Annotated in this window: 14 protein-coding genes; 11 read left to right on the top strand and 3 right to left on the bottom strand. The window is 46.5% G+C overall.

All coding sequences use genetic code 11. The features are described 5' to 3' along the window. Positions 1-135: 135 nt before the first annotated feature. The 7 genes from MHB43_RS24305 to MHB43_RS24275 all read left to right on the top strand — a co-directional run bounded on the left by MHB43_RS24305 (position 136) and on the right by MHB43_RS24275 (position 4627). Entirely contained in the window at positions 136-603 is a 468-nt protein-coding gene (locus MHB43_RS24305) for a DUF6386 family protein (RefSeq protein WP_405130628.1), read from the top strand. A 28-nt stretch (positions 604-631) separates the two neighbouring features. Then, a complete protein-coding gene (locus tag MHB43_RS24300; protein WP_405130627.1) occupies positions 632-1312 on the top strand; it encodes a hypothetical protein in 681 nt (226 codons plus the stop codon). Between the two features lie 27 nt (positions 1313-1339). Then, positions 1340-1987, top strand: coding sequence for an SMI1/KNR4 family protein (locus tag MHB43_RS24295; RefSeq protein WP_405130626.1), 648 nt, complete (start codon positions 1340-1342; stop codon positions 1985-1987). Between the two features lie 14 nt (positions 1988-2001). After that, positions 2002-2328 carry a hypothetical protein gene (locus MHB43_RS24290; RefSeq protein WP_405130625.1) on the top strand — a complete coding sequence of 109 codons (327 nt, stop codon included), beginning with the start codon at positions 2002-2004 and terminating at the stop codon, positions 2326-2328. 36 nt (positions 2329-2364) lie between these two features. Further along, the gene (locus MHB43_RS24285) at positions 2365-2766 is read left to right on the top strand and encodes a hypothetical protein (RefSeq protein WP_405130624.1); all 402 of its coding nucleotides are present in this window, start codon (positions 2365-2367) and stop codon (positions 2764-2766) included. A gap of 180 nt (positions 2767-2946) precedes the next feature. Next, on the top strand, positions 2947-3495 hold the full coding sequence (locus MHB43_RS24280) for a sigma-70 family RNA polymerase sigma factor (protein ID WP_405130623.1): 549 nt from the start codon (positions 2947-2949) through the stop codon (positions 3493-3495). Next, entirely contained in the window at positions 3485-4627 is a 1143-nt protein-coding gene (locus MHB43_RS24275) for a DUF4179 domain-containing protein (protein ID WP_405130622.1), read from the top strand. Before MHB43_RS24280 ends, MHB43_RS24275 begins: the two co-directional genes overlap by 11 nt. A 122-nt stretch (positions 4628-4749) precedes the next feature. On the opposite strand, the gene MHB43_RS24270 is transcribed toward MHB43_RS24275, so the two are convergent. Then, a complete protein-coding gene (locus MHB43_RS24270; RefSeq protein WP_405130621.1) occupies positions 4750-6735 on the bottom strand; it encodes a beta-galactosidase in 1986 nt (661 codons plus the stop codon). Between the two features lie 114 nt (positions 6736-6849). Here MHB43_RS24270 and MHB43_RS24265 point away from each other — a divergent pair, with 114 nt between their 5' ends. The 4 genes from MHB43_RS24265 to MHB43_RS24250 all read left to right on the top strand — a co-directional run bounded on the left by MHB43_RS24265 (position 6850) and on the right by MHB43_RS24250 (position 12196). Then, positions 6850-7692 (top strand): AraC family transcriptional regulator, encoded by an 843-nt coding sequence (locus MHB43_RS24265; RefSeq protein ID WP_405130620.1) that lies wholly within the window; start codon positions 6850-6852, stop codon positions 7690-7692. Between the two features lie 286 nt (positions 7693-7978). Then, the gene (locus tag MHB43_RS24260) at positions 7979-9022 is read left to right on the top strand and encodes a polysaccharide lyase family 1 protein (protein WP_036617386.1); all 1044 of its coding nucleotides are present in this window, start codon (positions 7979-7981) and stop codon (positions 9020-9022) included. Between the two features lie 301 nt (positions 9023-9323). After that, positions 9324-10802: a methyl-accepting chemotaxis protein gene (locus MHB43_RS24255; RefSeq protein WP_405130619.1), complete on the top strand. Its 1479-nt coding sequence runs from the start codon at positions 9324-9326 to the stop codon at positions 10800-10802. Between the two features lie 185 nt (positions 10803-10987). Beyond that, positions 10988-12196, top strand: a complete 1209-nt coding sequence (locus MHB43_RS24250) for a GNAT family N-acetyltransferase (RefSeq protein ID WP_405130618.1) — start codon at positions 10988-10990, stop codon at positions 12194-12196. A 118-nt stretch (positions 12197-12314) separates the two neighbouring features. Here MHB43_RS24250 and MHB43_RS24245 read toward each other — a convergent pair whose 3' ends face one another. Together MHB43_RS24245 and MHB43_RS24240 are read right to left on the bottom strand one after the other, a co-directional pair. After that, positions 12315-12680: a VOC family protein gene (locus MHB43_RS24245; protein WP_405130617.1), complete on the bottom strand. Its 366-nt coding sequence runs from the start codon at positions 12678-12680 to the stop codon at positions 12315-12317. Positions 12681-12844: 164 nt separating this feature from the next. Further along, the gene (locus MHB43_RS24240) at positions 12845-14497 is read right to left on the bottom strand and encodes an alkaline phosphatase (protein ID WP_405130616.1); all 1653 of its coding nucleotides are present in this window, start codon (positions 14495-14497) and stop codon (positions 12845-12847) included. Positions 14498-14666 lie beyond the last annotated feature (169 nt).

Genomic DNA, 14666 nt, shown 5'->3' with positions numbered 1-14666 from the left:
ATTTGGAGCAAGAAATGAAGAGTTGCGCAAGCAGAGATGGTCCATGGGTTCCTTTTACACGTGTATCAGGCTTGATATAATGATGGAATATATTTCTGAGGTCAGACCTGGATCTGGCAGAAGGGACGGGTGAATATGAGAGGAACATTTCAAATGGTTACAGATACGGCAACATTGTGCCTGTATGATCTGGCAGCGTTAAAACATCGACTTGAGGACACTTCGGACTGGTGGTCCATTCCAGTGGATGAGCTGGCTGAGGTGAATGCAGGGCATTGTCTGTTCTTGAATCTGGGTGCGGATGGAGTGTATAAGGTGGAATGGAGCCTGGAGGATGTAGAGGAGGATTCAGATCCAGATCACGCAGCGGAACGGGAAAAGGTGTATCATCTGCAAGTTCCGTCTGGGCACGTCTATCTGGGAGCGGCGGATGATGTCACTGGCGGTGAATTGGAGCCGGATGAGACGTGTGAAGGGGTTCTGTTTCAGTTAAAGCCCGGAAATTATGCGTGTATCGTCTCCAGAGAAGCCAGTCGGATCACCATTGTCATGACACCAAGTATTCAGGGAAATAACACGCTGGATGAATTAATCCGGATATAGTGTACATATACGAACAGGAGGGATTCATATGCAGGATTGGAACGAGACAACGATGATGAATGCAGATGCCCTACGTAAACGGATGAGAATACTCGCTGCTTTGGATATCATTTTTTCGGAGGAAGAATGGTTACGCGTTCATCATTATGATGATAAACTTCAGCCAGGTCTGGCATGGGGAAACATCAATAACGGCGCAGGTGATCATCTGCATGTCTTGTTTACGAACTCAGGCACGTTGATCAAAGGATTCGATCATGAGTCACCCTTGAGCCCACATGCTCGTGAGGACGGAGAAATCTATCCGGGCATGTACGATGAAGTGCCAGAGGCCTTGATGGCTGTACTGCGAGTTCATGAGGAAACGTTGGATATGGAGGATGTGACCTTTTGCCTATGGCAGGAAGGTAATGACTTGCCATGGAAGTTTGGTAACTGGATTCAGCTGGCGATGGCCGAGGAAGACAAAGCGGACGCCAGAGGTGGCGCAGAATTTTTGCTGGGATATTTGGAGAAGAACCCGGAAGATTACGCTGATTGGGCTAAAGGATACTATGACTTGCCGGATCTGCCGTTGGAAGCCGTAGCTGAAGTATATGAAGGAAAACCGGTGACCGCCAGACTGATTAAGCAGTTGTGTCCTGAGCGAGATGTGGCAGCCACACTAGGTGAGTTGCAGCAACGCGGGTACGCCGTGGAACAAACGTAATAGAGTAGCAAAGGAGGGAAGTAAGCCATGTACAATGTACAACTGGAACGTATGCGTGAAAAGTTGATCACTCTCCGAAGTCTGGACCCGGATCTGGAGCTGTTTGGCGCAGAAAACCATGAATATGAAATGGCACCTGTATGGACCCCGGAGGATATTACGCAATTTGAACAGAAATGGCGAATTGAGTTGCCGGAGGACTATAAGGTATGGCTTCTTCATATGGGAACGGGTGGTACAGGACCTTATTATGGTCTGGAAAACCCGGATGACGGCGTATACGCTGTTCTGGGTTATAACGATGAGCTGAACGCGGTCTCGGACCCTTTCCAATTCACGGAAGCATGGAACTGGAACTATGACTGGTTCGATGACAGCAAGGAAGAAGAGGAATGGGAAGCGCTGGAACATGAATATTTTGATCCAAAATGGTCGGCAGGCATGCTGCGTATCAGTGATTTTGGCTGTGGTATCTCCATGAATCTGATTGTTAAGGGAGCCTCCTACGGAGAGATCTGGGTTGATGACCGGGCTAACCGCAATGGAATCTATCCTGATCAGTATTGGGGCAATACGAATCGATTACATTTTCTGGACTGGTACGAGTTGTGGTTGAATCGTTCGATCCATCAAATGCATGAACAAAAGCAACAATCTGGAGCGAACGAAGTCTGAAGGAGGTTGTACATATGGGCTGGGAATATGGGATTAGAACAACGGAGCCTGCGATTTTACCTGAAGTCGTGGAGCGTTTGGCAAGTTCATTAAAATTTACCGAAGTGTATAGTTTGGAACACCAAGCCAACGGCTTTGTATTGAAACGTGAAGATCCTTCCTGGCCTAGAGCACTTGAAGTGTGGATAGAAGAGGCTTCCGGGTTTGAAGAGATTGTGGATGGGGATTCGTATATCTACTGTTTGTTTCATATCTGGGGTGAAGAGGCGCGGAGCTGGATGCATCAGATGGAGCGAGAAACCAGGCAGGTTGATGGTGGTTTAATCTGGTTTGAACTCTGATCGGTAGAAGATTTGCCTGAAACAGGAGGAACATATATGGCTAAAAAATCAAAGAGAACAATTCCTGCGCTCATATATCAGTATCAAGGTCCACAGCGGAATGTGGGTTTTGTTTTATCCCCTTTATACATAGAAGAAGCGGTTGAAGTAGAGATGGAAGACATGCTGTTCATATATAATGAAGACTTTGACTATATTCGTCCTGCATTGGATCGCGCATTTCCCTTAACTGACCCGCGAACTGGAGAAGAGATGAAGGCTCTTGATCCCTGCTGGGAGAATCCGATTACGAAGGAAGTGTGGGTGGGGATTTTATCAGAGCTGGATCAACAGGTGGTTGCAGAGCCAGAATTACGGATGTTTTTGAATCAGTTCACCACTTGGGTGAGAAATCATCTGCAATTGGCTGACGGGATCGAAGTCACCGGGAACCTATAAGTTAGTTGATCTTGGATTGTTCATGCTTGTGTGTAATTCAGTATATCGGCGGCCGATTTGCTAGGTAATCAAGCTCCCTCATGATGATGGCGGGGCTTTTTATAATGAACAAATATTAAAAACCGTTTGCTTCACTCACCCGTCTTATACCACAGAAAGAGAGAGAAGGAGGGATGCGGGGTGGAAACAAAAGCAGAGATGAACCAGAGGATCTATGTACAGACCGAAGACGAGACGGAATTTGTGCAATCCATTATGGAACATCAAGATACGCTCATTTCCATTGCCTATAGCTACCTGCGTAACCGGCAAGATGCGCTGGAAGCTGTGCAGGAGATGACATGCCGTGCTTGGATCAAACGTCGTACGCTGAACAATGAGAAGGCGTTCAAGTCGTGGATCATTCGGATTCTGATCTATGTCTGCATCGATGAACAGAGACGCCGCAAGCGGGCGACACCTCTGGCGAAGGAGGATATGGAGGACAGCATTCCGGCGTCTTGGATGATTAGCGTTGATGATAATCGAATAGCTATGGAATCTCTTTTGCAAAAGGTGAAACCAAAATACCGCCATGTATTATTGCTGAAATATTATAACGACATGACGCTGACGGATATTGCCTCGATCCTCGGCAAACCGGAAGGTACGATCAAGACCTGGCAGCACAAGGGGCTCCAGCAGTTGCGCAAGTTGATGAAGAACAGGAGGGATTGGCATGACCACTAACCCTGAGGAGAAAGCACTTCTTGCAGACGCATATCAGGTGAAAAGAGAGAAACAGCACTGGAATCCGGCGGACACGACTGCGGCAATTCAACGTGGTCTCGCGAAGGGCAGAACAAGACGATCAGGTAGGACCGTTCATATCAAATGGATTACGGCAGTGCTGGTCACGGCCCTGGCCGCGGGTTGGTTTCTCTTAGGTCCGCTTGGGAGTTATGGTCAAGAGCAGGCAACATATACTGAGCCTGTAACCCATTGGGGAGTGCTAGAGCCCTTTCGTGGCCTGCTAACTTCGGATATGGACCGTGCTACGATTACTTCAACGCTCAATCATGGTTATGTGCAACTTGTGGATCGGACGGTTACATCGGGCATATATCAGTTTACCGTGAATGCGGTTATGGCAGATGAGAACAGGATAACCGTATTGTATACCGCCAAGACGGATGCTTCGCAAGAGATTTATTCGATAGTCAATACCAAGATGACGGATGCAAGAACAGGTTATGTCCTTGATAACGGAAATATAGGAGGTATACATTTTTCGAAGGATAAGCATACCATTTATGGCCGGAATACAATTGAGCGTAATCGAAATAAACCGCTGCCTGAGCAAGTGAATCTTCAGTTCCAGCTTTCTTCCGTTGTTCCAGATGTGGTGGAATATTCAGAAAACGGGGAAAAGGAACGGAAATATAAATATTCCAAAAAAATGAATCTTTCTTTTGCGCTGGATCCTAAGTTTTCTATCCCCAAAACGGAAGTCATTAACGTTAATCGGACTTTTACTCTTGGAGGCTATGAGGTCTTATTGTCGGAGGTGGAGATGTCTCCGCTAGTAACTCGGGTCAAATTTGTCCATGCACCTGATCAAGAGATGGATTACAAAACGAAGTTGTCGCTCAACGAGATCGTTTGGCCTATCGAGATCATTTCGATCTCCAGGAATGGGAAGCAGACCAAGTTATCCATGGTAGGCGGGAGCGGAACGGAAGACGGAATGATGTATTCTTTCAGCAGCAATCTGCTGGACAATCCGGAGTCAATGATATTAATAATTCGTGGCAAACCAGATAAGGTCTATGATGATTTACAAGAAGCCAAGCAAGATGAACTGAAAATCAAAATCAAATAAGAAAACTAACTGGCAATACTCTTATTCAGATTAGGTGGACGTTAGTGAAATAAGAGAAGGGATGTCCCTCAAGGTCGTAAGCCTTGTGAGACATCCCTTCTTAAATATGAAAACGGCGGATCTTATACAGTTAAAATATCTACTCCCAGAGCTGGAAGAGTCAAATTTTGATCCAACCTCTCGCTGGTCAACAAGCTCTGATACGGAACGTCCAGCGTAATCTCTCGTTGCTCATTCGTCAAATTGATCAGGAAGAGAAATTTTTGCTCCCCCTTTGTTCGAATCGACAGCTCGACACCTTCCGGCAGCTGGAATTTGGGCGCCAATTCCTTTTTCTTCAAAATGCCTTCAAACAACTGATAGAAATACGATGGCTCCGGCCAAGTGCCGACATAATACACTTCACCTTCACCAAACTTATTGACAGTAACCGCTGGTATACCTTCGTAAAAGTCGTTATCATACCAGGCGATCGGCTCTGCCCCTCGCAGTTCCAGTAGATCACACCATTGCTTCGCAGCGAATGTCTTGCCTTCCGCGTTCCGTATCCGATGCTCACTGTTGCCGATTGCATCATATTCACTTACGACAACACCCGCCGCTTGGGCCAGTAGCCCAGGCAGAGGAAGCATCTCACACACATTTCTCATGTTCTTCACACCAGTCCGATTGGTGAGGACAACCGTTCCACCCTTGGCTGCGAATCGCTCCAGTCGTTGTGCTACTTCTTCACTTAACAGGAAGAGGGAAGGGACAACGACCAGCTTGTACCCGTCGAGCTCCTCGGTCCAATTGATAACGTCTGTACCTACGCCCATTTTCAGAAATGCATTATGCATGGAGGACAAGTTGTCTATATAGTGTATTCCTCCTTCCGCCTGCGGCTGAAGGGAAAGCGCTGTATGCTGATCATGCGAATGCAGAATCGCAACCTGGGTAACAATGGTCGAGTCGGCAAGCAACTCTCCTACCTGGTTCACCTCGCGAGTAAGCTCGGCAAACTCCCTGAACCTGCGTCCAGGAACATTGCTGTGGTCGATCAGCCCATGCCAGAATTGTTCGGCTCCGACGGTTGCACTCCGCCAGCGGAAATGGACGACCATATCTGCACCGCGGGCGATTGTCTGCCAGGAGCGAGCACGGATCAGGCCAGGATAGGGGGTGCGCTGAATCGGCATCCAGGCGCCCTGTGCTCCGCTGAGTTGTTCCATTACCCAGAAATTCCGGCGTTTGATGCCGCGAACCAAGTCCAGCGTAAGCGCTCCGTTCCTCGGAAACCGATCGCCATAATCGCGATACAGCTCATTTGGATAATAATCAACAGAGACGAAGTCCAATTCGTTGTGCATATCATAATAGTCCAGGCTATTCGGATATTGCCACATGTTATGCGTCACGAATTGGCCTGGACAGTTACGGCGTAAAATCTCAAGCTGCCATCCCAGCAGATAACCTACGCTGTCGGAACAAAACCGCTTGTATTCCAGAAGATAGGAAGGATTCATCGGTTTGCTGGCACCGAGCGGTGTTGTTACCTCAGCCCAGCTGCTGTACTCACCACTCCAGACGACCGTACCCCACTCCCGGTTCAACTCCTCCAGATTGGAATAACGCTTTTGCAGCCAAGCGACAAATGCACGATTACATGTATCACAATGGCACTCCTGGTAGTGCATCTCGTTATCGATTTGCCAGCCAATGACGGCTGGATGCTTACCATAACGCTGTGATATCGCTTCCACAAATTTGGAACCCAGCATTCTCAAGGAAGGGCTGTTGTTGCAGCGATGTCCACGCACACCTGGCCGAATAATGTGGCGTTGTTCATCCATGGGTAGCACATCCGGATAACGGGTTGTCATCCAGTTTGGCGGGGTATTGGTGGGAGTGCATAACACAATTTCCATACCACGCGAAGCGAATACTTCTATGGCCGCATCCAGCCATTCAAACTGATAATTACCCTCAGTCGGTTCCATTCGGCTCCAGGCGAACTCCGCCATTCGCACAACTGCAACCCCTGTCTGTTGCATAAGTATGGCATCTTTCTCCCATAACTCCGGGGTCCATTGCTCTGGATAATAATCAATTCCGATCTTAATTTTCATCCTGTGATCTCCTTTATTTATCAATATATTGCGATTATATGTTATATTAATTCGAGTGAATATCTTAAATAATTAATATGATATAACAATATTAAGATTAGGAGAGTTAGCCGTATGCCTCATCCCAATCGTAATTTTCCGGTGTTATCTTCCCGAGACAAGCTGCTCCCTTTTTATTTACTTGGCATCGGCCTGCATTATGAACAGGAGCATATACGCCGAGACCAAGGCATTGAGGATTATCAGTGGATACAATGCCGCAGCGGTGTGGGTAAGCTCAAGCTCAGTGAAACGGAACATATTGTCAAGCCAGGTATGGGCATGCTGTTATTCCCTGGACAGAAGCACGAATACTATGCGCTATCCGGCAGTTGGGAAGTCGACTGGATCATTTTCGATGGCAACGGGACAGCAAGCTTGTTTGAAACCGTTGGCATTGTTGACACATGCGTATACACGCTTGCACAGCCTGAATACCTTCTATCCCGAATGCGGGAGCTGCTGCAAGCTGCCTTAACACCACAAGAGCAGACATTAAGCAATTACGCTTGCTCCGCCATTCTCTACACCTTATTGACAGAGATTATTCAACGCGTATCTGTCGAGGGAAGTGATACGGTCGGGCAGCAGTATGAGCGATTAAAACCGGTTCTGGACTATATTGAACAGCATTATGCTGAAGAGATTACTTTGCCAATGCTGGCTGGATTGATCTGTGTCACACCAGAATATTTCTGTCATTTGTTTAAGAAGACGACAGGCATTCGTCCCATCAGTTATGTTAATCAGGTAAGAGTCAACAAGAGCAAGGAACTGCTGCTCGATAATGTGCAACGCGGGATGGAGGATATTGCTCGTCAAGTCGGCTTCGAATCGACCAGCTATTATGGAGCCATCTTCAAGAAGCTGGAACGAATCACACCCGGTACCTTCCGCCGCAGCTATCAGAAGTCGTAACATATTATTATCCCCAAGTTAATGGTTTTCGTCAGAGGCTTTAGGAACTGACCCGAGGGCGGATCAGTTCCGAGTTGTATCACATAGTACTCGTGAATAGAGCCGCTAATTAGCGGCTCTATTTTGTATGAAAGAATGGCCTGGTTTTGTTTTTCACGATATCTGATCTGCTGTTGCGAAAAAGATAATATTGTTGTCTTTTTGCAATTATTGTATTGTCACAGCCAAAGTTACACGATATAATCGAGTTGTCATAGAGGATAATATTATAAAGGATGGTGAAATTTTGAAGAAATTTTCGATGCTTTTACTGGCTGTAACTCTATTGTTGCTAACTGTCTCCACAGCCCCGTCTACATATGGTGCGGCCAGTTATCCAAACACAGGTACGAACGGGTTGACTGGTTTTGCAGGCAGTGCCAAGAATGAAAATGGTGTATCCAAGTCAGCTACGACAGGTGGCAAGAACGGTCAGGTGGTTTACGTTAGTAATCTCAATGACTTGAGAACACATATGGCGGGCTCTACAGCCAAGATTGTCGTCGTTGAACAGAATATTTCTTCCTCTACGCTGCAAAAGGTTGAATTCGGAGCGAACAAGACACTTGTAGGTTCCTTTGGCAAACATACATTAACGAATATTCATTTCAGATCCACGAGCAGTTCAAGCAATGTGATTTTTCAGAATCTGACTTTTGAACACGCTTCCAATATTAATGCCAATGACGATATCCAGATGTATATCACTTCAGGCTCCAATTACTGGATTGATCATGTGACGTTTGCTGGTCATAGCTACAGCTCTGGCGGTAGTGATCTGGACAAACTTCTGTATATTGGCGATCGCGCGGACTATATTACGATTAGCAATTCCAAATTTGCGAACCATAAGTATGGCGTCATCCTCGGTCATCCGAATGATGGGAACAGCAGTTACAATGGTGTGCCTCATGTGACGATGTCCAACAATTACTTCGAAAATTTGTATGTGCGTGGTCCTGGACTTTTAAGATATGGTTACTTCCATCTCAAAAACAACTATGCAAACAACTTTAATCAGGCCATCACAATTGGTGAAAAAGCACGGATTTATTCCGAAAACAACTACTTTGGTGCTGGTGCTGAAAAGGGTGGCATCCTGGATGACAAAGGAAAAGGTGAGTTTACGGATACGGGAAGTACACCGGCGCTTAATAGTCCGACTTCTCCTAAAACGAACTGGAGACCAAGTTCCAATTACAGTTATCAGGTAGAGAGTGCCAGCTACGCGCGTGAGTTCGTCACCAAGTATGCAGGCTCTTCCAATACGACACTTGTATTCGGAAAGTAAGAGCTGCTGCACATCCATTCACGACCAAAAGGCCTGTCTTGTGCGCCATAACGCATAAGACAGACCTTTTTTGTTTGTAAAATGATATGCTTGCATATCATTTTACAGTTCATATAAATTTTTAATTAACAATACCGATATACATAAAGTAGCGCTGATTTCATACTTGTGAAGTTAATATGTACTATGTTAAGGCGCTGCGTATTTGCGATTTGTGCATAAGCAGGACCAAAGACTAGTAGATGTAGTACAGAAAGGCCCTACAGTTCACATTTAACCTACATAAAAGGACGGGGTATGCATGGATCGTATGGACGAAATTATTTGGAAAAGGAACAAATTAATCGGTATCATTTTGTGGATTATTATTGCCATTGGTATGGGTCTGGCCTTTATGATGCCGAAGTTACTTGTGTCCAATGGAGTAGCTCTGATCTTTGTAGTTTGGATTACATACGCTAATGTGAAAAAGAAACATATTCATCTCATTCCATGGCTGATTACCGTATTACTAACAATATGTGGAGTCTATGTCGGTTGGGGAACGGTCAATTTTGCGTTAAGTTTGGTGATAACCGCAGTTCTACTGTTATTTCCTAACAAGAAATTTTTTGTGGTTGGATTTTCGGTATTACTAGTCAACAGTGTTCTTCAGTTATTTGTTATGCATACCGTTGACTCTGCTGAGCTAATGGGTAATATCGTCAATGTGGGATTATTTGCTCTCACAGGAGCCGTCTTGATGCTGGTCTCACAATTGAATCAAAGGCTCTTCCATGAAAGTGAAGTACGCCAGAATGAGGTGGAGCACTCTAAACAAAGAGTGGAAACCATGCTGGAACGTGTGAAGGAATCGGTCGAAGGTTTATCACGTTATACGGATCAATTGAAGCAAAAAGTGAATGCGACTGGCTCCATTACCAATGAGGTGACGCTTGGGTTCAGTGAGGTTGCAAAAGGTGTTGAGTTCCAGGCGACCAGTGTGGCCGAGATTTCGGAATCCTTGTCTGTGTCGGATCAGCATATCAAGGACGTTGCTTCGTATTCCCAGCAGATGAAAGAGTTGTCCGCAAGTATGGCAACAAGCACGCAAACTGGAAGTACACAGATGGACCAGCTAAACATCCAAATGCAAGATCTATATGAAACGATCAATACAACTGCAAATGACATGCGAAAGTTCAACGAGGAAAGTGAATCCATGACGCTTATGTTGAACAGCATAGTGGATATTGCGAGTCAGACCAACCTGCTTGCACTCAATGCAGCCATTGAAGCCGCTCGTGCGGGTGAGCATGGACGCGGGTTTGCTGTTGTATCAGAGGAAGTTCGCAAGTTGGCAGAGAACTCGGGTCAGTCCGCAAGTGATATCGGAACCATCCTGTCTCGATTAAAAGGGCAGACGCAGGCACTGACGGATCGATTCGAACGCATTCGTCAATCGTTACAACAAGGAAGAGATAGCGTCCATACGGCAGAGGAAGTATTCCGTACGATCAACAGCAACTCTCAGCATGTGTTGAATCAAGCGACAGATATCGAGACTAGTTCGGCGACCATGAAGGAATCTTCCACCAGAGTTGTGAATGAAGTTTCCGAGATTTCGAGTGTAACGGAGCAATCCAGTGCAGCGACAGAAGAGATTCTGGCAAGCATGGAAGAACAACGTAACCTGACACAGAAGATGGTAGAGAGCTTTGGAGAATTGGAGCAACTGATTGTGAACCTGAATGAGTTAGTCTCGGATCATCAGGCTTCTTCCGTTGGGAATAAACTTTAATATTAATAGTTGAGGGCCTGTCGGTGCGTATTTAGCGTACTGGACAGGCTTTTTTTTATCTGCAAAACAGCTTGATGCCGACATTTTTTTCCTATACAGTGTGTTGTGTAGAGTATGAAGAGTGTAGAACTAAAAATGTAATGGTAGTTAAAAGTAGATGTTACCTCATGGGGGAGTAAAAGCTTATGAAAGACAGCTCGGCCTACGATGACCGTACATATGAGGTTAGGAATGATAATTGCGCTGCAAGCGTACGTTTGTATGATCAGCATTCGTACAAAGACATGGACTGGCCCGATACAGAGGATGGCAGATATGCCAGAGCTTATCTAGAACCTATGATGCTGGACGGGACCCAAAGTTTTATGTCCAACGTGGAAACGACATTGTTGCTCGCCCGGATTGATGATCTCGTTATTCCGCTGACGGTGAATGATACAGAGTATGATAATGCTTACGTTTGTTCGCCATATACGCATTATGTGAGTTACGCCAAGCAGGAATTGACCATGTTGCAGAAGCCTGTGTTAGAAAAAGGTCTTTCTGTGCTGCTCGGTCTAATAGGTTGGGGAATGAAGCAATCGCAGATCAACAAAGTTGTGCATGTTAACAACTGGTTGTTGTCCACCAATCTGTATCCAGCCATGTCCGGTGAACAGGCGGAATGTCTGCTTGCATCGGTACAAGAGCGATACCCTGAGCATGTCATTGTATTTCGCTCCTTGTGTCCGGGACTTCATCCCGATCTGACGGCGAGGTTAACAGAAGCAGGGTGTAGACTGATTCCGAGCCGACAAATCTACCTGTATCAAGCGCATGATCCGAACTTTGGCAACTCCAAGTCGCGCTGGCTGTTGAAGCGGGATTACGAATTATTGGGCAAGCATGGATACGAATTCGTTTCCGAATCAGATATGACGGATGCAGATATTCCGCGAATTGTGGAATTGTACAAGCTGTTATACCTTGAAAAATACTCCTATCACAATCCCCAGTTTACGGAACGGTTCATTGCTGCTGCGATGGCATCTGGAACACTCAGACTGTATGGACTGCGGAAGGAAGGACGACTGGATGCGGTCATGGGTTATTTCTGCCGAAATGGAATCATGACAACACCGCTCTTCGGTTACGATACAGCGGTGCCCCAGTCCGTCGGACTATACCGCATGTTATCGGCATGCCTGATCGGACAGGCTCGCGAGAACGGCCATCTGTTACATGAGAGCGCCGGGGCTGCGCAGTTCAAACGCAATCGTGGTGCTGTGGCGGATTTTGAGTATTCGGCTGTGTATGAGCGCCACCTTCCATGGGGCAGACGCTGGTGCTGGCTGCTGCTTGATCGGTTGTTGAATCGTATAGGTGTGCCGCTCATGCGCCGAATGAAGCTGTAGACAGACACAAAAACGTGCTTACGCTGCCCGATGCAGGTGTGAGCTTGCATCTGGTTTGACTGCACACATGCACAACCAACTGGTCATCGAATACGCACACTTGTGCGCAGTCGTTTAATTAGACATGCTCTGCGAGTTGCACCTCGAAGCCATCTGGATCTGTAATGTAAATAAACCGCAGATGCGGATTGGGCTGGATCGGGCCGCGCACAATCGGAATATTCAGTTCTGCCAGTCGTTCCATGGCTTCATCCAGCGAGTTCACCTCATAACCGATCGACACGCCAGCCTCTGGTTTAAGAATCGATTCACTGCCCTCAATTAGTTCCAGCTGGGCTTCATTCTCCATGCCCAGCATGGCAATTTGCCGTCCACGACTTTCGAATCTGCGCTGAATTGGAAGTCCGAGCATATCGTGGTAGAACCCGAGTGAAGCTTCCAAATTACTGACCCTCAGCGTGATCCAGTTTAATTTGACTAACATAGGTGAATCTCTCCTTTTTCTTGGATCATATGTATTTTTGTTACGTTCATTATACGATAGGCGCTAGCAGGAACCTACTGCTTATCAGAAAACAATAAAATAGCTGCCGAAATATTCGGCAGCCAAATGTTGTAATCTCCTGTAGTCCCAGTAGTTCTAACGAATTATTGAATCAGATCAACGGCTGTCTGGGGTACAAATGCCTCTACACCGTTATAAACAATGACACCTTCCAAAGTTGTCTTTTTGCCGTTTACCAGTGCAATATTTTTGTAGATTTGCAGTTCCAGCTTGGTGTTACCTTTTGTTACGAGGATCTTCGGATTTTTGGCGTCCGTCAGATACAGTTTGTACGTCGCGCCTTTGGCTGTAAATGCCTGTTTGGCAGGTACAAACAATTGTTTGCTCACGCTGTCGAGATCCAGATCCAGTACACGAGCCATATATTTGGCGACATCCGTGTTATCAATCACACCGAATGGACGGTCATTGTTCGGAGCATACGTGTACAGCACAACATCTCCACCAGTATGACCACCGGTTGTCCAGCCAATCCCTGCACGTTTGCTGATCATTGGACCGATTGCATAGTTAAGACTGCCCGGCTCGGCCGCTTTAATGGTGGCAATCTCCTCGGAAGTCAGGTCCGTAATGCCATAGTACTGTTTCATCACTGCTTTGATGTTTGTGCGCTTGGCATTCAGCTTCGCTTCAACGCCCTCGCCTGTCAGCTTGGCCTTTTTCAAAGGTCCGATAAATGTGGACAATGGCTCTTTGTCATAAGTGCCGGAAGTTGCGTTGTTACCAATGGTGAGTCCACCATTACCGTGGTCCGTAACAGCCACAACGGCCGTCTCTCCATCGGCTTTGGCAAAATCCATGGCTACTTTTACGGCATCGTCAAAAGCCAGCACGTCACTGATAATACCAATCGGATCATTGGCATGAGCTGCCCAGTCCACTTTACTGCCTTCGACCATCAGGAAAAAGCCGTCTTTGTCTTTGGACAGAACTTCAATGGCTTTGGATGTCATCTCGGCAAGGCTTGGCTGTTTTGCAGGATCACGGTCCATATTATAAGCCATGCCCGCTGGTGCGAACATACCCCACAGCTTGTTCGAATCGGATGTTTTCATTGCAGCTGGTGTAGTGACGTAATCGTAACCCAGTGCTTTAATGGACGAAATCAGATTCTCGCCGTCTTTACGTCCGGCCGGCTCAAGATATTTGCTACCTCCGCCCAACACAACATCCATGCCATTGTAGACTTGTTGTTTGCTGAGTGCATCATAGTTTTTACGGTCCGGATAGTGAGAGGAAAAGTCCGCTGGTGTGGCGTGCATAATCTCGGATGTAGCGATAATGCCAGTTGCTTTACCCGCCAGTTTGGATGCTTCCAGCACGGAAGCAACAGGTTTTCTTTCGTCTCCAGGCGCAATAGCCTTTTGCCCAGGCATGGTAGCCTTGTCCGGTAGTACACCGACAAATCCGGTATGAGATTTATAACCTGTAGCAAAAGCGGTTCCGGCAGGGGCTGAGTCCGCAATCGGCGCATCGGCGGAGTGTGTCCGAACCATGCCGCTTGCCATGGAGTCCAGTGTCAAGGATGAGCCCTTATACCAACGAGCCAGAGCGGTAGCATCGTTAGCCATACCGTCAGGAATCAGAATAATCACATTTTTAATCGGTGATGCAGATGTCGTTGAGGTGGTGTCTTCCACAGCCCACGCTGCACTGCTACCTCCGAGTGTAGCCGTAACAATTGTTGTCACCGCGAGCATCATTTTGGCTGCACGGACATTAAACCGGTTTAACATGAATGCATCCTCCTAGAATATATGTATAGTTGGTATCTCAAACCAAGTGTATACAACAATTGCTAAACTAACGTACGAAATGGGTTAACTATGTGTAAAATTTACGATTAGTGAAGGATGCTAGAATTCAGGTGAACTGGACAAAGTGAGGAGTAGACGATTTAAGAGA

This window comes from Paenibacillus sp. FSL H8-0317 (assembly GCF_045040685.1).
GTDB lineage: Bacteria > Bacillota > Bacilli > Paenibacillales > Paenibacillaceae > Paenibacillus.
This window is presented reverse-complemented; position numbering and strand designations above follow the sequence as displayed.

Coding starts and splice junctions, on each gene's coding strand:
- MHB43_RS24305 (WP_405130628.1), top strand. CDS start 136: ATGAGAGGAACATTTCAAATGGTTACAGATACGGCAACATTGTGCCTG.
- MHB43_RS24300 (WP_405130627.1), top strand. CDS start 632: ATGCAGGATTGGAACGAGACAACGATGATGAATGCAGATGCCCTACGT.
- MHB43_RS24295 (WP_405130626.1), top strand. CDS start 1,340: ATGTACAATGTACAACTGGAACGTATGCGTGAAAAGTTGATCACTCTC.
- MHB43_RS24290 (WP_405130625.1), top strand. CDS start 2,002: ATGGGCTGGGAATATGGGATTAGAACAACGGAGCCTGCGATTTTACCT.
- MHB43_RS24285 (WP_405130624.1), top strand. CDS start 2,365: ATGGCTAAAAAATCAAAGAGAACAATTCCTGCGCTCATATATCAGTAT.
- MHB43_RS24275 (WP_405130622.1), top strand. CDS start 3,485: ATGACCACTAACCCTGAGGAGAAAGCACTTCTTGCAGACGCATATCAG.
- MHB43_RS24270 (WP_405130621.1), bottom strand. CDS start 6,735: ATGAAAATTAAGATCGGAATTGATTATTATCCAGAGCAATGGACCCCG.
- MHB43_RS24265 (WP_405130620.1), top strand. CDS start 6,850: ATGCCTCATCCCAATCGTAATTTTCCGGTGTTATCTTCCCGAGACAAG.
- MHB43_RS24255 (WP_405130619.1), top strand. CDS start 9,324: ATGGATCGTATGGACGAAATTATTTGGAAAAGGAACAAATTAATCGGT.
- MHB43_RS24250 (WP_405130618.1), top strand. CDS start 10,988: ATGAAAGACAGCTCGGCCTACGATGACCGTACATATGAGGTTAGGAAT.
- MHB43_RS24245 (WP_405130617.1), bottom strand. CDS start 12,680: ATGTTAGTCAAATTAAACTGGATCACGCTGAGGGTCAGTAATTTGGAA.
- MHB43_RS24240 (WP_405130616.1), bottom strand. CDS start 14,497: ATGTTAAACCGGTTTAATGTCCGTGCAGCCAAAATGATGCTCGCGGTG.